The sequence below is a fragment of the Roseibium sp. SCP14 genome (assembly GCF_040329475.1).
Taxonomy (GTDB): Bacteria; Pseudomonadota; Alphaproteobacteria; order Rhizobiales; family Stappiaceae; genus Roseibium.
The window spans coordinates 74,445-92,538 of record NZ_JBDZYH010000005.1 but is presented as its reverse complement, the minus strand read 5'-3'; the positions used below and the strand labels follow the sequence as shown (position 1 = coordinate 92,538).

Sequence of the window (18,094 nt, the reverse complement as noted above, 5' to 3'; positions counted from 1 at the left end):
AACAGACTGGTCTGGTTTCCGAAGATAACATCCCGACCAAATTGAGCATTGCCGATAGTCCCTGACGCGGGGCTGCTGATCGGAAATGCGGGAAACGACCACCGAAGTGCCCTATAAATGGAGTGTGCTTCGGACCATTTGGGAGGAACGCCAATGTCTTTCGGCAAGGGGCTTTCAAGGAAGCCGTCCCAGCCAAAAGGGCGTCAGTTGGAAGACGCGGCTCTCAGCGAAGTTCAGGCTCTTCTGGGCGATGAACCGCGGCGCCGCGATCTGCTCATCGAGCATCTGCACAAGATTCAGGACGCATACGGTTGCCTCGAGGCTCGGCATCTGCGGGCCCTGTCCGAGGAAATGCGGATCTCGCAAGCCGAGATCTATGAGGTTGCCAGCTTCTATCATCACTTCGATATCGTACGTGAAGGTGAACCAAAGCCGGCTCCGCTTACGGTGCGCGTTTGCGACAGCGTCGCCTGTTCGATCAAGGGCGCTGACGCCTTGGCCGCTGCGCTCGAAAGCGGCGTTGATCCCGCCAAGGTCCGTATCCAGAAGGTGCCCTGCATCGGTCGTTGCGCTGGGGCTCCGGCTGTTCAAGTCGGCAAGCGGGCCATTGACAACGCCAGCGAAGTTTCCGTTCGCTCTGCCCTGTTCGAAGGCAAATCCGAAGCAATTGTTTCCGACTATGTCAAATTGGATGCCTATCGCGCGGACGGCGGCTACAAGCTTCTGGAGCGCGTGCGGGCAGGGGAGCTGGACGCAACCGCGATCGCGGACAAGGCGTTGGAAGCAGGTTTGCGCGGTCTCGGCGGCGCGGGTTTCCCGACCGGCACCAAGTGGAAGATCGTCAACGATCTTCCAGGCCCGAAATACCTGACGATCAACGGTGACGAAGGCGAGCCGGGAACGTTCAAGGATCGTTATCATCTGGAACGTGATCCGCACAGGTTGCTGGAAGGTGCGTTGATTGCCGCACATGCGATTGCGGCCGACCGTGTCTACCTCTACATGCGCGACGAATATCCGGCGGTTCTGGAAATTCTGAAGGCCGAAATTGAAGCGCTGCGGTCCGCGGGCATCATCACCAGCATCGATATCGAGCTACGCCGAGGTGCCGGAGCCTATATCTGCGGTGAAGAAAGCGCCATGATCGAGTCGATCGAAGGCAAGCGTGGCTTGCCGCGCCACCGTCCACCATTCATTGCGCAGGTCGGCCTCTTCGGCCGTCCGACGCTGAACCACAACGTCGAGACCCTGTTCTGGATCCGGGATATCGTTGAGAAGGGACCGGAATGGTTCGCTTCTCAGGGACGCCGTGATCACAAGGGATTCAGGTCTTTCTCCGTGTCAGGTCGGGTGAAAGAACCGGGTGTGAAGCTTGCACCGGCCGGCATCACCATGAACGAACTCCTGGAAGAGTTCTGCGGTGGCATGGAAGAGGGGCATACCTTCAAGGGCTACCTGCCAGGTGGCGCTTCCGGTGGTATTCTACCGGCGTCACTGGCCGACGAGCCGCTCGATTTCGGCACGCTGGACAAGCACGGTTGCTTCATCGGTAGTCACGCCATCGTGGTCTTCTCGGATCAGGACGACATGCGCGACATTGCGCTCAACCTCATGCAATTCTTCAAGCATGAGAGCTGCGGCCAGTGCACGCCTTGCCGCTCCGGCACCGACAAGATGGAACAGCTTTTGTCCGAGCGTGACTGGGACGAAACGAAGATCGGCGATCTTGACGCGGTCATGCGCTCTGCTTCCATCTGCGGCCTGGGTCAGGCAGCGAGCAATCCGGTGACCTCTGTTCTGAAATTTTTCCCGCAGGAGTTCGAGAAATGAGCCAGGTCACTTTCTCTCTCGACGGCAAAGACGTCACCGCCCAGGAAGGCGAAACCATCTGGCAGGTGGCAAAGCGCGAAGGCGTCGCCATTCCTCATCTGTGTCACAAGGACTCACCCGGATACCGGTCGGACGGCAATTGCCGCGCGTGCATGGTGGATATCGAAGGTGAGCGGACTTTGGCCGCGTCCTGCATCCGCACACCTGCGGAAGGTATGGTCGTCAAGACGGCAACCGAACGCGCCAGCAAGGCGCGTGAAATGGTCTTTGAGCTGCTGGCAGCCGATCAGCCGAGCCGCGACGAGCATCCGGACCCGGAAAGCGACTTCTGGAAATGGTCCGACGCCGTCGGGGTCACCGAAAGCCGGTTTGCACCCTGCGCCAAACCTGCACAGGACATTTCACACCCGGCAATCGCAGTCAATCTGGATGCCTGCATCGCCTGTAACCTGTGCGAACGCGCATGCCGCGAAGTTCAGGTCAACGACGTAATCGGCATGGCCGATCGCGGATCTCACACGGCACCTGTTTTCGATCTGGCCGACCCGATGGGTCTTTCCACCTGTGTGGCCTGCGGTGAATGCGTTTCCGCCTGTCCGACCGGCGCGCTCATGGAAAAGAGCCTGCTGGACGATGCTTCCAGGAAACGTGAGGTATTTGCCGAGGAAACCGTCGACAGCGTCTGTGCGTTCTGCGGCGTCGGCTGTCTTACCACCGTTTCGGTGAAGGATGGCAGGATCGTCAAGGTTGATGGCCGTGATGGTCCGGCCAATGAGAACAGGCTCTGCGTGAAAGGCCGGTTCGGCTATGACTATGTCTCCAGCCCGGAACGCCTGACCAAACCACTCATTCGCCGGGACGATGCGCCGAAATGTGGTGACATTTCCATGGACCTGTCGAATTACCTCGACTACTTCCGTGAAGCGACGTGGGAAGAGGCTCTCGACAGGGCAGCAGGCGGCCTGAAAGCTGTTTCCGATGCCAAGGGTGGCGCCGGTATCGCCGGCTTCGGATCGGCCAAGGGCTCGAACGAAGAGGCTTATCTGTTCCAGAAGCTGATCCGTCAGGGATTCCAGACCAACAACGTCGACCACTGCACCCGGCTTTGCCACGCATCATCCGTTGCGGCGCTGATCGAAGGCATCGGCTCCGGGGCGGTGACGGCACCGTTCAACGCGGCGGAAGACGCCGACTGCATGATCGTGATCGGTGCGCGGCCGGAGCAGAACCATCCGGTGGCAGCAACCTACATCAAACAGGCAGTCAAGAACGGCGCCAAGCTGATCGTGATGGACCCGCGCGGCCAGCGCCTCATGCGCTATGCGGATTACGGCCTGGTGTTCAAGCCAGGTACCGACGTCGCCATGCTGAATGCGATCCTCAACGTGATCATCACGGAGGAGCTCTACGACCAGCAGTATATCGCTGCGCATGTCGATGGCTTTGAAGCTCTCAAGGAATCGATCAAGGAGTTCACCCCTGAAGCGATGGAACCGGTCTGCGGCATCGATGCCCAGACGTTGCGCGACGTCGCCCGGCTTTACGCAACCAGCCAGAAATCCATCATTTTCTGGGGCATGGGCGTGTCGCAGCATGTTCACGGCACGGACAATGTCCGCTGTCTGATCGCGATGGCGCTCACGACAGGTCAGATCGGCCGTGAGGGTACCGGTCTGCATCCACTTCGTGGCCAGAACAACGTGCAGGGCGCATCTGACGCCGGCCTTATCCCGATGTTCTTCCCGGACTACCGGTCCGTCGAAAATCCGGACATCCGTGCAAAGACGGAAGATGCCTGGGGACGGACGCTTGATCCCGTACGTGGCCTGACAGTCGTCGAGATCATGGACGACATTCTGGCAGGTGGTATCGAGGCGATGTACGTCCAGGGTGAAAACCCGGCTATGTCCGATCCGGATCAGAACCACGCACGCAAGGCTCTGGCAAGCCTGAAACACCTGGTGGTGCAGGACATCTTCCTCACCGAAACTGCCTGGCACGCGGACGTGATCCTTCCGGCTTCTGCCCATGCGGAGAAACTCGGCACCTATACCAACACGAACCGTCAGGTCCAGATCGGTCGGCCTTGTGTCCCAATGCCGGGAGAGGCGCGCGCCGACTGGGAGCTGATGATCGAAATGGCCAACCGACTTGGCCTGAATTGGTCCTATGACGGTGTTCCGGCCATTTACGAGGAAATGCGCTCACACATGGCCTCGCTCAACAACATTTCCTGGGACAGGCTGGAACGGGACGGAACGGTCACATACCCGGCGGACGCACCGGACATGCCGGGCAACGAAATCCTGTTCGGTCATTCGTTCCCGACGGCCGATGGCAGAGGCAAGATCGTCCCGACCAATCTGGTGCCGCCCGACGAAGTGCCGGACGAAGATTTCCCGCTGGTTCTGACCACGGGCCGGATGTTGGAACACTGGCACACCGGCGCCATGACCCGCCGGGCTGCGGTTCTGGATGCCATCGAGCCGGAACCGGTCGTTTCCATGAACCCGCGCGATATCAAGCTCGCCGGTCTGGAAGGTGGACAGCAGGTTACCGTGGAAACACGGCGTGGAGCGATCACGCTCACACTGCGTGCCGATCGGGATGTCTCGGCCGGAATGCTGTTCATTCCGTTCTGCTTCTTTGAAGCACCGGCGAACTTCCTGACGAACCCGCAGCTGGATCCGTTCGGAAAGATCCCGGAATTCAAGTTCTGCGCGGCCCGGATCGGTCCGGCTCAACAGCAGCAGGCAGCCGAGTAACCGGTCAGCTGGCAATCAAAGAAAAAAGGGCGGCCGCAGGCCGCCCTTTTTGTTTGTAAAGATGCTTGTTTGAACTCAGTTAGCGTCGACTTTCACATTCAGTAGATCCGGCAGGGTTTGCGGTGCTGCCATGCTGCCGAGGATCTGGGCCAGAGGCACCGGGTTTGCAGGTGCGAGCGTGATCTTGAATTCTTTCGGGTCATTCAGGAACTTTGATACCGCATCCTGCACCATCTTGGTGAAGGCTTCGTTCTGGATCGGTGCTGTCGCCTCCGCAGCCTGGCCGATCAGGACTTCACGGAAGACATCTTCCGGAACGCCTTGAGCTTCGGCAATGTGCTTCAGGCCCTTGGAAGTGAGACCACCGTCCCGGAAGACAAAGGAAGCATCGACAAACTGGGCAACGATGGCAGCCATCTGTCCCTGTCCTTCCGGGTCTTCGAACAGTTCTTTCGGCACATTTGCAAAGCGGGCCGAAGTTTCCGCCATGCCGAGCCCTTCGACTTCAAGCATCAGCCGTTCCAGGCGCAGTTCAAGCGTTGCCTCATCCCAGTAAAGGCGCGTTTCGTCCGACCAGACAACTTCATCCAGCCCAAGGGCCTGGAGCATGGCGACCGCTTCGGCATCGTCAATCGCCTGGACCGGTATCCGGATGCCACTGCTTCGCGTGTAGAAACTTGTCGGGATAGGCGGAACGGTCGTGGACACTTTCATTTCGGTCTGACCGATCTGAACGCGTCCTTCATTCGGCACATTTACGTCCAGGCCTTCAACCTCGTATCCGAAGGAACGCGGCATGAATGCGCGGGCGACATCGAGTGGATTATCTTCACCGAAGGAAGGGTCGGCAATCAGAGTATCAATCATCGAGCGCATTGGCGCGTAGTCAGCGAATTCGATGTCGCCGATCGCGGCCCAGTCAAGCTTGACCGAGGCACCTTCCGGCAAGTCTGGTGCGTTCAGTCCGACCAGCATCATTTCGCCAATGCCGTCCGAGCTGAAGTCGGTCATCGCCAGTTCCTTGATGGAAATGACGGTTTCTTTCGGCGAAGCGATCGGTGGGACGGTGACAGTAATTCCGCTCACACGTGCGTCGGCCACAGCGAAAGACCGATAGAGTTGGAAAATATTGGTAATCAGCTCTTCAGGAGCGACCGGCTCTTTGTCGCTCAGCATGCTGTCGAACATCTTCAGGAAGTTGTTTTCCCGCTTGACGATGGTGACGTTATCGATTGTTGCCTTTTCGATGTCCGCCTGTATTGCAATACCCGGTGTAATCTCCTGGGTGCTCTTGTAATCAACTGCGGAAGCGGACCCGATCAGGGTTACTTCCTCACCGGTTTCCGGTACGTCCGGATCGATCAGGTCGACAATGGCTGCGGCATTCATGTCCTGATAGACGGTCTTGCCCTGACTGGTCGTCTGGGCAAGCATCTCACCTGAAGCTGGGTCGATCGTCCGCAGGTCCTGAGTAAGCCGGTCGAGGGAGTATTCACCAATCTGGCCGTCCACGGCGTTCGCCATACGGTAGCCGTCCATCTGCATGGTTCCCGACAGAACCAGCGTATCCTTGCCATCTTCCGTGGCATGGGCTTCGACGGTCATTCCCGTGTTGTCTACCCTGACTTCGTCATAGGAAGTCAGGAAGGTGGCTTTCAGGAACGGCAGCCAGCGGCTCACCTGATTGTCAGGGTCTTCTGCCGGAATTTCCGGCATGACGAAACTGTAGTTCGTGGCCGAAATGCCGGACAGACGGCTATCGATCTTCAAGCGACCTTCGCCTTTCGCCTCACCGGTAACAAGAAGCTTCGTGTCGTCCGAATAGGTCCAGCTGCCTGCTGAGAATTCGTTGTTGTCGTGAGACAGCCCGGTAATGGTGACAGTCCCCGAGGCCATTGAAATCGAATAATCGAGGCTGCCAGGCTCATCTGGCGTGGCATCCGTCGCATCGTCCGTGTCGGTCGTATCTGTCGTCTGTGAACCGGGTTCGGTAATGGTGCCCGCAAACACGAGTTTGCTGTCTGTCACGGTCAGCGTATCGCTGCCTTCATCATAATTGATGGCGCCGTTTTCGACCTCCAGGCCAAGTTTTTTCAGGCCTTCAACATAGGCATTGAAGGCCGCCAGACCGGTGTCTTCGGCAAGGGCGGATCCTGAAATCAGAACCAGCGCGGTGCTCAGCGAAAGAAGGCTTGCGCGGGCCCTGGCAGGTTGGATTGAAGAGGAGGATGAGGGCATAGAAATCAATGTCTTGGCTCCAAATCGGATGATCGGAAATGACCACTTAAGAACAGGTCAGACCGGATATAGTGACGCATCTTTGGCCATTCCATGACTATGGACCATTCTTATGACAAGGTCGAATCACATGGCAATATTCACGATGGATGTGCGAGCCATTCCTTTCGCACGTTTTCGTCCATTTCAAGGGGCAGGATTTCCGTTTTGCGGCTTCTGACGTCTTCTGCTGACGCAAGCTGACAGAATGCCCAAACGGCACTGCTCCTCACAGTTGTATCCGGGTCGGTCAGAAGTGGGGCAATCTTTTCCAGCAGATCGGGTCGGCCGGAGTTTCCGGCCGCGATCAGCACGTTGCGCAAGAACCGGTTTCGGCCGATGCGTTTTACCGGAGAACCTGAAAAGAGCTTCCGGAACGCGGGGTCGTCAAGGTCCAGCAAGTCGCCAAGCTTCGGGTTCTTGAGATCGTCCCGGGCAATCAACTTCGCCTCCCTGGCAGCCTCTGCAAACTTGTTCCAGGGGCAGGCCGCCAGACAATCATCACATCCATAAATCCGATTGCCGATTGCCTGTCTGAATTCCGCCGGAACCGGGCCTGGATGCTCGATCGTGAGATAGGAAATGCACCGTCTTGCATCCAACTGGTAGGGCGCGGGAAAGGCGGCCGTCGGGCAACTGTCCAGGCAGGCCCGGCAAGAGCCGCAATGGTCTCGTTCAGCCCCGGTCGGCGGCAGTTCGAGCGTCGTGAAAATGGAACCCAGGAAGAACCAGGAACCAAGGTCACGGGAAACAAGGTTCGTATGCTTGCCCTGCCAGCCGAGACCGGCCGCCTGGCCAAGAGGTTTCTCCATTACCGGGGCAGTATCGACAAAGACCTTCACGTCACCGCCGGCACGCGAAATCAGGAAACTCGCCAATTCCTTGAGGCGGCCCTTCATGACGTCATGATAGTCCCGGTGCCGCGCGTAAACGGAAATTCCGCCCGTGCTTCTGTCCTTCAGATGAGCGAGGGGATGGTTTTCCGGAGCTGCATCAGGCCCGTAGTTCATGGCCAGCATGATGACAGATCTGACTTCCGGCCACAGTCCGGCCGGAGAGCTGCGGCGTTCCGCCGTTTCGGCCATCCAGCCCATCGAGCCGTGATAACCCCTGTCCAGGTATGTCTGCAGGCGCCCCCCTGCCTGGGGAATGCCGTCCGCCGGGGCGATGTTTACACCGTCAAAACCGAGCTTCTCTGCCTTTTCCCGAAAGGCGGCCAGGAGCTTTTGTGTCTTTTTGTCCAATTTCGTGTGCAGCGCGTGTTGCGGCGGCCGCTGGGCCGCTCATGCATTCAGTTTATGAGGCTGAAAGCTAGAAATCCAGATCCGCATAAGATGGCGCCGGAGGCATGCCGAGCACTTTCTCGCCCAGGAGAGGACGCATGCTCGGTCGTGATTTGACCCGTGCATACCAGCTTTTTATGTCCTCCTGCTCGCTCCAGGGAACTTCTCCCAGATAGTCGGCGCAGGAGAGTGCGGCGGCCAGTGCAAAGTCGGCAAAGGAAAGTCGTTCCCCGGCGATCCAGCGTCGTGACGCGACCAGATAGCCGAAATACTTGAGGTGATGATGAATGTTCGCCCGCGCGACCCGCAAGGCAGCGGAGTCGGGTTCACCGCCACCGGCCGATTTTGGCATGATCTGCTTGTAAAGTCGTTCGCGGACAAGGTGTCCGACCACTTCCTGATCGAACTTGTTCAGGCTCCACTCCACCAGGCGCCGGGTTTCGGCACGAGCTTCGGGATGGTCCGGCATCAGGCGGCGGTCAGCGACGGCATATCCCCTGGTTTCGTCCAGATATTCCATGACCGGGCTCGGCCCGCAGATGGCGGGACCTTCATTTTCCACCATCACCGGCACTGTTCCGGCCGCATTCAGCATCAACAGCTCCCGCGGCCGTTCCCACGGATTGACGTGATGTTCTTCAAATGCAGCGCCGTACTCGCTCAATATGAGCCTGACAAACCGGGACGAAGGCGAAAACGGGTGATGGTATAGCGTGAGCATGAAACGGTTTAGAGCCTGAACTGTGGCAAGACTTAGGTCATCGACCCAGGCCGGGATTAATAAATCGCGTTAACGGATAGTTTGCCCCACATATGGTTATCAAGGGTTTGACGAGACGGGACGGTTCCTGCAAATAGGCGACCGCTCCGGTCCTTTCCCACGCCGGAATTCATGCTCGGCCCGGGAAAAATCATCAAGCCTGTTGGAGACAACATACGCAATGGACGGTCAAACGATTGTAAACGCTCTCATTTTGGGAATTGTTGAAGGGTTGACGGAGTTCATCCCCGTTTCCTCGACCGGGCATATCCTGCTGCTGGGGCATTTCCTTGGATTTGAAAGCACGGGCAAGACATTTGAAGTCCTGATTCAGCTTGGTGCGATTCTGGCGATTCTTTCTGTGTATTTCGGCAGACTTTGGCAACTTGCGATCATGCTGCCGAGCGATGCGTCAAGCCGCCGGTTCGTTCTTGGAATTCTGATCGCGTTTTTGCCTGCCGCGGTCATTGGCGTTCTGCTGCACAGCTTCATCAAGGAAGTTCTGTTCGAAACTCCATCATTGATCTGCACAACTTTGCTGGTCGGCGGTGTCATCCTTCTATGGATTGATCGCATGCCGCTCAAACCGCGCTATACGAACGTGATGGATTATCCTCTGTCTCTGTGCCTCAAGATCGGCTTTTGCCAGTGTCTTGCCATGGTTCCGGGTGTGTCGAGATCCGGCGCGACCATCGCCGGTTCCCTCTTGATGGGGACAGACAAACGGTCCGCCGCAGAGTTTTCGTTCTTTCTTGCGATGCCGACCATGGCCGGTGCATTCACTTACGACCTCTACAAGAACCGCAACGTGCTTTCGATGGATGATGCGATGATCATTACTGTCGGCTTTGTTGCTTCTTTCATCGCCGGCGTTTTCGTCGTCAGGGGGCTTCTGGATTTTGTTTCACGGCACGGTTTTGCACCGTTTGCCTGGTGGCGGATCTTTGTCGGCCTGGCCGGCTTCGCCGGGCTCTATTTTCTGGGCTAGGCGCGTTTCAGGCTGACTTTTCAAACGATGCGGCATCGCCGTAAAGACCGGAAAGCTCCGCCAGCTCTTCGGCCAATTCGCGGCGCAGTGTGTCAGGCGTTAGAAGCTCGGCTCCGGGACCCAGCCAGCGCACCAGAGGCAGGATACGGGCTCGCTCGGTGCTTGGAATGCTGATCAGGATCCTGCCATCCCTTGCCGGCGTGAAGATCGCGTGACGATAGTACCAGTCGGCGCTGAGCTTCTTGGCCTGCCGGGAGGTAATCAGGATCTCGGCGATTTGTTCTTCCTGTTCCCAGCGGCGCATGGCCTGGGACAGCCAGGCTCCGCCCAGAAGGTTCTGGATCGAAAAATCCTTGGCAGGTCGGAAAAACAGCCCGCTGATTTCCAGGTTTCGAACTCTGTCTGCCCGGTAAACCTTGACCAGGTCCGTGTCGACGCAACGGCCTGCGAGATACCAAAGGTCCCGGTCAAACATGACGCCATGCGGTTCCACATCATGCGATTTCACGGTTTTGCGGGACGGATTGACGTGATCGAACCGAACCCGCTTGCCGTCCAGAATTCCGGACATGAACCCGTCCAGAGCGGTTTGCCAGTCCTGTGTGGGCTCGGCCTTTGTTCCGGAATGAAAAATATCCGGTGGAATCGGCTCGATGCCGACGATCCGGTCGGCTTCCTTCAAAAGCCCATGCAGGTTCTTTGGCAGCGTTGCGAGCAGCTTTTTCTCTGCCGAGGTGAGATCGTCTGCCAGCGGGACTGTCCGGCTGCTGCGGACAAGGGCCATGGCTGCCAGGAGGGCCGCTGTCTCGTCCCGCGTCAGAGCGACGGGTGGCTGCAGATACCCCTTTGCAAGCCTGTAGCCGCCTACCGCGCCACGTTCGGCATCGACAGGCACGCCAAGTGCGATCAAACGGTCGATATCGCGGTAGATCGTCCGCAGTGAGACCTGAAACCTTTCGGCAAGCACGGTTGCCGGAACAAGTTTTCCTCCTGTCAGCAGCAACAAAATGCCGAGTGCGCGTTCAATCGGGTTCATGGAAATGGCTCTTGAGGCGTTGGTTCGAAAAAAATCATACCGCGAGAACATAACGAGATCAAACCTGACTCGCAGCTGTCAGGATTGATCCGTCATTGTCTCTTCGTCCCCAGGAGAGTGAGGACATATGTTTCCAGGAGAAGTGAGATGAGCCTTGAGATTGATACCGTATTTCGCAGTCGTGCGCGCAGCCGCGGCATTTTATGGTCAGCCCTTGCTGTTGTTGCCCGATTTGTACGCGACTACATGCATCGCCGGGCAACCAATCGCGCATTATCTGGCCTGACCTGCAATGAGTTGCGGGACATCGGACTGGAGCGCACCGAGTTTGGATATCGGAAGCTCGATGATTACGAATTCAACAGAGCCAGGAGATTGTGAAATCTAGACGGCTGATCCAGCTCGGGTCAGCCGCCGGATTTGCGCGTTAGCGCCTTCAACTCCGGCTTGTTCCACGCCAGGAACATTACGAGGAGCGCTATCAGTGCCGCCACGATCACGACATAGAACGGAATATCCAGGTTCAGGCCGATCAACTCACCGCCAATGAGTGAAATAATCCCGGCAATCAGGGTGAAGACGGCAATCGTGACCCCCATGATCCAACCCTGTTCCTCATCATTCACGGCCGCGGAATAGAGGCCGAGGAACGTCGGGTAGGCAATGCCGAAAACGAAATAGAAGCAGAATACGGGAATGAAAGTCAGGATCGCGACCGGCGAGGCAACAAAGGCTGCACCGGAGATGGCCCAGACGACGAAGGTGATGCCCAGGATCGCTTCCTTGCTGAAGCGCTTTTGTGCCGGAACAACCAGGAAAGTACTGGAAAATGCCAGTGCGGCACCGATCGTCAGCATCACCATGCTGCCGCCAAGCGTCCCGTATCCGAACCGGCTGGTCAGGTAATTGTCGACAAAAATATAAAAGGAAAGATTGGCGATGTGGAAGAAGAAGAACACCACCGTTATCCTGACCACGATCGGATAGTTCTTGATCAACCAGAGAGATTCGAAAATCTCTGCCGGGCGAAAAACGAAGGGTTGACGCTCGGCGACCTGGTCGTGCTGGTCCTTAAAGAAGGTGAGCACCATGAAAATCGCAAATGCCACCAGCACGAAGCTTGCGTAGAAGGGCAGCTTGATACTCGCGATGCTGCCCAGAAGGATTGGATCGGAGAGGAACCCGCCGATGATCGGACCGCCGACCAGGCCGAAGCTGACCCCGGTGATGATGTATCCCATGTTCCGGTTGCGATCTTCGTCATCAACGCTGCCGTCGACCATGGCCGCCTGCGCGATGGGCTGATTGCCTGCTGTCAGTCCGGTAATGGCGCGGCCCAGGATCAGCAGAAGGAAGCTGTTCATGTAGAGCGCGGCAATCGTCAACGCATACCCGCCCAGAGCGCCAAAAAGGCAGATCAGGATTGCGTTTTTCCGGCCGATAACGTCGGACAGTTTGGAGATATAGGGTGCGCCGAAAAACCAGCATAGAAAAAACACGCCGATGATCAGGCCGTAGTTGAAATGGCGTACTGCGTCCGTCGTGTCCCTGGGCAACATCGACGTACTGGGTTCCATGATCAGACTGTTGATGATCGGAAATACCAGCCCCTGACCCAAAAGGTCGACGAACACGACAAAAAGCATTGTGACTTTTGCAAGAAATGGCATCAGCCCCTCCCTTGCGTAAAGAGGGTAGGCGAAGCTGGGGCAACCGGCAATGGAAAGCTGTAAATTTCACAGGCGGTTAGCTGCCCAAAGCCGCGTTGGTTGCCCAGTAAGAGCAATCCGGCACAAAAAAAACGGGCCGATCCGGCCCGTTCTTCACGTTCGAATGCGGCTTGCCTCAGGCCGGCCGATGGGCGTCGTACTGGCCGTGCAGACGGAAGCGTTCCAGATAGGTTGGCAGGATGGTCGCCAGCGTTGCCGGAGCAATGCCTATGCCTTCCAGGGTACGGCCTTCCGATTTCGCCGCTTGCGAAACGACGTTGTCCGACTTGAGCAGTTCCACCTGATCCGCGGTCAGGGGAGCTCCCGGGAAATTCTGCATGATCCTGCCCATGATCGAGGCAATGCGGAAAGGTATCGGCATCAGGAACCTTGAGCGCCTGGTGATCTCGAGCGTGTCTTCCAGGCATTCGCGGAAGCTTTTGACTTCCGGCCCGCCGAGTTCGTATGTCGCGCCGGCATTCAGATCGCCATCCACAGCGCGGGCGACTGCTTCGGCAACATCGCAGACATAAACCGGCTGGAACTTCGTTTCACCGCCGCCAATCAGTGGCAGGGACGGCGAGATGCGCGCCATTCCGGCAAACTGGTTGAAGAAATTGTCTTCAGGGCCAAAAACGATGGATGGGCGCAGGATGACGCTGTCGGGAAGCGTTTCCAGGACACCTGCTTCGCCCGCAGCCTTGGTCCTCGCATAGGCGGAGGTGCTGTCGGCATTCGCTCCGATAGCCGAAATATGAGTGATGCCGGAAATACCGGCAGAACGCGCTGCTTCGGCAATGGCGCGCGGTCCGAATGCCTGGACCGCATCGAAGGACTGTTTCCCGGTCGGCGCAAGGATGCCGACGGCATTCACAACGGCATCCGAACCGATTACTGCACGGTCAATGGACCATCGGTAACGCAGGTTTGCCTGCACCGGCATGATCTGGCCCGGAGCGCCGAGCGGTTGCAGATGCGTCGCCAGATCCGGCCGGCGGACAGCCGCGCGAACGCGGTAGCCGCGTTTTGCAAGCGCCTGAACGATATGACGGCCAAGAAAACCGGATCCGCCGAAAACGGTAACGAGTTTGCCGTTAAGAGATGTGGACATCGTGAAATGCCTTTTGTCGCGTCCAAAAAAGGTACCCGGCCAAGCAAATCCGCCAGGTCAATTACCCCGTTTCTTAGACCTTTGTGCCCTGTGTGTGAAGTGCTTGCTGTGAATGAATAAAAAAAGTCCGTTTCAGTGATTGACAAGGCAGGGTACGGCCCTTACAAGCCCCCCTCACAGCCCAGGTGGCGGAACTGGTAGACGCGCTAGCTTCAGGTGCTAGTGCCCTTATGGGCGTGGAGGTTCGAGTCCTCTCCTGGGCACCAATTCCCTCAGAGCTTCAGGCTCTGGGACACAAAGAAACCGGCCTTTCTGGCCGGTTTTTTGCGTTTCGGAATCAGGCGAAACTCACAAGGCCGATCAAAGATCTCCTGTCTACGCAATTCTCCGGCTTGACCTTCCAGCGACTGGAAGCCCTAACTGATGTTCAAGATCGTGTTTTGGGGACCGCGTCCCCATATAGTCTTCAGAGCAGAGCGTCAGAGAAAATGCAGGAAACAGCCATTCAGCCCGCACAGTCCACGGAGCCTGAAAAGGTGACCGACCCAGTTTGCGGAATGTCGGTGACCTTGGGCAAGGGCAAGCCGACCCTGAGATACAAGGGTGAAGACTACCATTTCTGCAATCCGAAGTGCCACGACAAGTTCGAGGCCGACCCTTACTTCTACCTGTCTGGCAACAACCAGAAAAAGAAGGCGCTGGAAGCGGAAAAATCCGCGGGCGGCGTGCTTTTTACCTGTCCCATGGATCCCGAGATCGTGCAAGAAGGACCCGGGACCTGTCCGATCTGTGGCATGGCGCTGGAGCCCATGAGTGGTGTTTCCGATGAACCCAATCACGAGCTGATCGATTTCACGCGCCGGCTCTGGGTGAGTGCAATTGCCGCAATCCCGCTTCTGATCCTGACAATGGGGCAGATGGTGGGTGTGCCGATCCGCGACTGGATCGGTGAAGGTGTTGCGATCTATCTGGAAGCGTTTCTGGCAACTCCGGTCGTACTTTGGGCGGCGTTGCCTTTCTTCCAGCGCGGCTGGACCTCCCTGGTGACGCGTCATTTCAACATGTGGACCCTGATCATGATCGGGGTGGGAGCGGCGTATCTCTATTCGATGATCGCCGCTTTTCTGCCATTTCTGTTTCCTGATACCCTCAAAGGACCAACCGGTCACATGCCGGTCTACTTCGAGGCGTCGGTTGTCATTGTCGCACTGGTGTTCGTCGGGCAGGTGCTTGAACTGAATGCCCGGGAGCGGACCGGAGATGCAATTCGAGCACTTCTGGACCTTGCTCCCAAGACCGCCCGCCGCATCACTCCCGAAGGGGAGGAGTATGATGCGCCACTGGAAAACATCCTTGCAGGAGACAAGTTGAGGGTCCGACCGGGCGAGGCCGTGCCTGTGGACGGTATGGTTCTGGAAGGTGGATCGTCGATTGACGAAAGCCTGGTGACGGGAGAACCCGTTCCGGTGGAAAAGGCGGCAGGTGATTCGGTAACCGGTGGTACGCTGAACAAGACCGGCACATTCGTTATGGAAGCGCAGCTGGTCGGCGAAGACACGATGCTCTCCAAAATCGTGGACATGGTTGCATCGGCACAGCGCTCCCGCGCACCGATTCAGGGTCTGGCCGACCGTGTTGCCGGATATTTCGTGCCGACTGTCGTTGCCGTTGCAATTCTCGCCTTTGTCGTCTGGTTGATTTTCGGCCCGACGCCGTCTCTGGTTCATGCGGTCATTGCAGCCGTTTCGGTTCTGATCATCGCCTGTCCTTGCGCACTCGGACTTGCAACTCCGATGTCGATCATGACGGCAACGGGCCGGGGCGCGCAGGCTGGTGTTCTGGTCAAGACAGCGGAAGGACTAGAACGACTGGCCTCCGTGGACACGATTGTCGTCGACAAGACCGGAACGCTTACAGAGGGCCGACCGGCATTGAGCGACATCCTGCCCGCATCAGGCAGCACCGAGGAGGAGGTCCTGAAGCTGGCAGCGGCGCTCGAAAAGGGGTCTGAACACCCCTTGGCGGAAGCAATCCTCGCTGCCTCCGAAAACCGGGCCCTGGAACTGCCGGAAGCGGAAGCATTTGAGGCGGTTACCGGCAAGGGTGTCAGGGCTTCTATCAATGGTGAGCAGGTTTTTCTCGGAAACGCCGCCTTTGCGAAGGATGCGGGCGCAGACATTTCAGCATTGGAAGGCAGGGCCGAGGAGCTGGCAGAGCTTGGCAAGACAGTCATGCATCTGGTCAGGGTGTCCGGTGATAATGCCCGTTTGCTGGGCCTGATTGCTGTGGCGGATCCGGTCAAGGCAAACGCCAGGGCCGCGATCAACGCCCTTCATGATGACGGTATCCGGATCGTTATGGCCACAGGTGATGCGCCGAGAACGGCTGAAGCGGTCGCTAAATCCCTCGGGATCGATGAAGTTCGCGCAGGTGTGCTTCCTGAAGGAAAGCAGAGGCTCATCGAAGATCTGAAATCCGCAGGGCATACAGTCGCCATGGCGGGTGATGGCGTCAATGATGCACCTGCTCTGGCAGCGGCCGATGTCGGCCTTGCCATGGGAACCGGAGCGGATGTTGCCGTGGAGAGTGCGGCAATGACTCTTCTGAAAGGTGACCTTGAAGGCATTTTGCGAGCACGCACGCTTGCTCGTGAGACTGTGCGCAATATCAGGCAGAACCTGTTCTTCGCCTTCATCTACAACACGGTCGGCGTGCCGATCGCGGCAGGTATTCTCTATCCGGTGTTCGGAATTCTGCTATCGCCCATGCTTGCAGCCGCGGCGATGAGCCTGTCGTCCGTATCCGTGATCAGCAACGCCCTGCGTTTGCGGGCTCTGAAACTGTGAGGGCGACCCATGAACATTGGAACAGCATCTGAACTCAGTCAGCTCCCGGTCAAGACGATCCGGTATTACGAGGAAATCGGACTGGTTGATCCAGGGCGGACAGGAAATGGCTATCGCGATTTTTCCGAAACGGATGTCGAGCGGTTGAAGTTCCTTCAGCGTGCGCGCAGTCTGGGATTCTCGATTGAACAATGCCGGGAATTGCTTTCCCTTTACGAGGACAGGAACAGGGCAAGCGCCGATGTCAAAGCTATCACCCGGACGAAAATTCAGGAAATCGACCGGAAGATCGACGAACTCAATTCGCTGAAGCGCGTTCTGACAACCTTGATGGAAGCCTGTCATGGCGACGACAGGCCGGATTGCCCGATCATTGACGACCTTGCGGGAGCTTTCTCGGGCAACACCAGGAAATCCGGGAGCGATCAGCATTGAACATCAGGCTGATTGCGGCTCTCGCGGTAACAGTTGCTGTGCTTGTTGCCGGCGGAATGTTTTGGAAAGATCAGAACTCACGGGCTGGTCTGCCACCGGTAGAGGCAGGGCCTATCGTGATCGTTACCGTCCCGGACCTTACAGGTGAAGCGCTGGAGGGCCAGATTGCGTTTCAGGAAAGTTGCGCAGCCTGCCATGGCGGTAACGCCGAAGGCAGGCAAGGGCTCGGGCCTCCACTGGTTCACAATATCTACAAACCTTCCCACCACGGCGACGGTGCCTTTCTTCTGGCAGCCAACCGGGGTGTGCGGGCACACCACTGGACATTTGGCGACATGCCGCCTGTTTCGGGCGTGAACGGGCAGGACATCGGCAAAATCGTCAAGTACGTACGGGCGCTCCAACGCGCAAATGGAATTTATTGAGGAGGGTTGAGGACGTGAAACGCAGATACGCAGGAGGAGTTCTGATTGCGGCAGCCTTGATGGCGGGCGCAGCCTGGGCGCATGGCGGAGCGACAGGTATCGTCAAGGAACGCATGGACGCGATGTCCGCAATCGGCAAGAACGTGAAATCGATCGGTGAAATGCTGAAAGGGAAATCGGCCTACGATCCGGCGACGATAGAGACCGCGAGCGGAGCAATTGCCGATCACGGCGGCGCAGCACTGACGAAATTGTTTCCCGAAGGAAGTTTGCAGGCACCGACCGAAGCCAGTCCGGCTATCTGGTCCGACTGGACGAAATTTTCCGAAATGGCCGGTCTGCTGCAAGCCTCCGCGCTTGATCTTAAGACACTTGCCGGACAGGGCGCGGACAAGAAGGCCGTTGCAGGCGCGTTTGGCAAGGTTGCGGCAACCTGCAAGTCGTGTCACGAGGCGTTCCGGATCAAGAAATAGCCGCTTAAACCATTCTCCTGTTTGCCGCACACAGCAATCTGCTTGCCACAGCAGGCCGCATGTTTTACCTGACGGTCAACTTGGTCATGATATTCGGTTATAAGGTCGTGGCCGAATTGAAGAATATGTGCTTCGCCGACGCGGCAACAGGAGACC

Annotated in this window: 14 protein-coding genes and 1 tRNA gene; 9 read left to right on the top strand and 6 right to left on the bottom strand. The window is 57.6% G+C overall.

What is annotated here, in order from left to right; genetic code table 11:
* Positions 1–153 precede the first annotated feature (153 nt).
* Both ABLQ08_RS20560 and fdhF read left to right on the top strand, forming a co-directional pair.
* Complete coding sequence (locus ABLQ08_RS20560; protein WP_352945750.1) at positions 154–1,830, top strand: NAD(P)H-dependent oxidoreductase subunit E; 1,677 nt, start codon at positions 154–156, stop codon at positions 1,828–1,830.
* Positions 1,827–4,595 carry a formate dehydrogenase subunit alpha gene (gene fdhF / locus ABLQ08_RS20555; RefSeq protein WP_352945748.1) on the top strand — a complete coding sequence of 923 codons (2,769 nt, stop codon included), beginning with the start codon at positions 1,827–1,829 and terminating at the stop codon, positions 4,593–4,595. Before ABLQ08_RS20560 ends, fdhF begins: the two co-directional genes overlap by 4 nt.
* A 75-nt stretch (positions 4,596–4,670) precedes the next feature.
* Here fdhF and ABLQ08_RS20550 read toward each other — a convergent pair whose 3' ends face one another.
* The 3 genes from ABLQ08_RS20550 to ABLQ08_RS20540 all read right to left on the bottom strand — a co-directional run bounded on the left by ABLQ08_RS20550 (position 4,671) and on the right by ABLQ08_RS20540 (position 8,876).
* Positions 4,671–6,833: a hypothetical protein gene (locus ABLQ08_RS20550; protein ID WP_352945746.1), complete on the bottom strand. Its 2,163-nt coding sequence runs from the start codon at positions 6,831–6,833 to the stop codon at positions 4,671–4,673.
* A gap of 140 nt (positions 6,834–6,973) precedes the next feature.
* Positions 6,974–8,116 carry a tRNA epoxyqueuosine(34) reductase QueG gene (gene queG, locus ABLQ08_RS20545; protein WP_352945744.1) on the bottom strand — a complete coding sequence of 381 codons (1,143 nt, stop codon included), beginning with the start codon at positions 8,114–8,116 and terminating at the stop codon, positions 6,974–6,976.
* A 67-nt stretch (positions 8,117–8,183) separates the two neighbouring features.
* Entirely contained in the window at positions 8,184–8,876 is a 693-nt protein-coding gene (locus tag ABLQ08_RS20540; protein WP_352945742.1) for a glutathione S-transferase family protein, read from the bottom strand.
* Positions 8,877–9,096: 220 nt separating this feature from the next.
* Between ABLQ08_RS20540 and ABLQ08_RS20535 the strand changes: the two genes are divergently transcribed.
* Entirely contained in the window at positions 9,097–9,903 is an 807-nt protein-coding gene (locus ABLQ08_RS20535) for an undecaprenyl-diphosphate phosphatase (protein WP_352945740.1), read from the top strand.
* A gap of 7 nt (positions 9,904–9,910) precedes the next feature.
* On the opposite strand, the gene ABLQ08_RS20530 is transcribed toward ABLQ08_RS20535, so the two are convergent.
* Positions 9,911–10,939, bottom strand: coding sequence for a helix-turn-helix transcriptional regulator (locus tag ABLQ08_RS20530; protein ID WP_352945738.1), 1,029 nt, complete (start codon positions 10,937–10,939; stop codon positions 9,911–9,913).
* A gap of 147 nt (positions 10,940–11,086) precedes the next feature.
* Between ABLQ08_RS20530 and ABLQ08_RS20525 the strand changes: the two genes are divergently transcribed.
* Positions 11,087–11,320: a DUF1127 domain-containing protein gene (locus ABLQ08_RS20525; protein ID WP_352945736.1), complete on the top strand. Its 234-nt coding sequence runs from the start codon at positions 11,087–11,089 to the stop codon at positions 11,318–11,320.
* 26 nt (positions 11,321–11,346) lie between these two features.
* Here the strand turns inward: ABLQ08_RS20525 and ABLQ08_RS20520 are convergent, their stop codons facing one another.
* On the bottom strand, positions 11,347–12,609 hold the full coding sequence (locus tag ABLQ08_RS20520) for an MFS transporter (RefSeq protein WP_352945735.1): 1,263 nt from the start codon (positions 12,607–12,609) through the stop codon (positions 11,347–11,349).
* A 175-nt stretch (positions 12,610–12,784) separates the two neighbouring features.
* A complete protein-coding gene (locus tag ABLQ08_RS20515) occupies positions 12,785–13,759 on the bottom strand; it encodes a complex I NDUFA9 subunit family protein (protein WP_352945733.1) in 975 nt (324 codons plus the stop codon).
* Positions 13,760–13,938: 179 nt separating this feature from the next.
* Between ABLQ08_RS20515 and ABLQ08_RS20510 the strand changes: the two genes are divergently transcribed.
* From ABLQ08_RS20510 to ABLQ08_RS20490, 5 genes are all read left to right on the top strand, one after another.
* Positions 13,939–14,025, top strand: a tRNA-Leu gene (locus tag ABLQ08_RS20510).
* A 270-nt stretch (positions 14,026–14,295) separates the two neighbouring features.
* Entirely contained in the window at positions 14,296–16,605 is a 2,310-nt protein-coding gene (locus tag ABLQ08_RS20505) for a heavy metal translocating P-type ATPase (protein ID WP_352945731.1), read from the top strand.
* Between the two features lie 9 nt (positions 16,606–16,614).
* Complete coding sequence (gene cueR, locus ABLQ08_RS20500) at positions 16,615–17,040, top strand: Cu(I)-responsive transcriptional regulator (RefSeq protein WP_352945729.1); 426 nt, start codon at positions 16,615–16,617, stop codon at positions 17,038–17,040.
* The gene (locus tag ABLQ08_RS20495) at positions 17,037–17,465 is read left to right on the top strand and encodes a c-type cytochrome (protein WP_352945727.1); all 429 of its coding nucleotides are present in this window, start codon (positions 17,037–17,039) and stop codon (positions 17,463–17,465) included. The genes cueR and ABLQ08_RS20495 overlap by 4 nt, the downstream gene beginning before the upstream one ends.
* A 14-nt stretch (positions 17,466–17,479) precedes the next feature.
* Positions 17,480–17,938 carry a c-type cytochrome gene (locus tag ABLQ08_RS20490; protein WP_352945725.1) on the top strand — a complete coding sequence of 153 codons (459 nt, stop codon included), beginning with the start codon at positions 17,480–17,482 and terminating at the stop codon, positions 17,936–17,938.
* Positions 17,939–18,094: the final 156 nt, after the last annotated feature.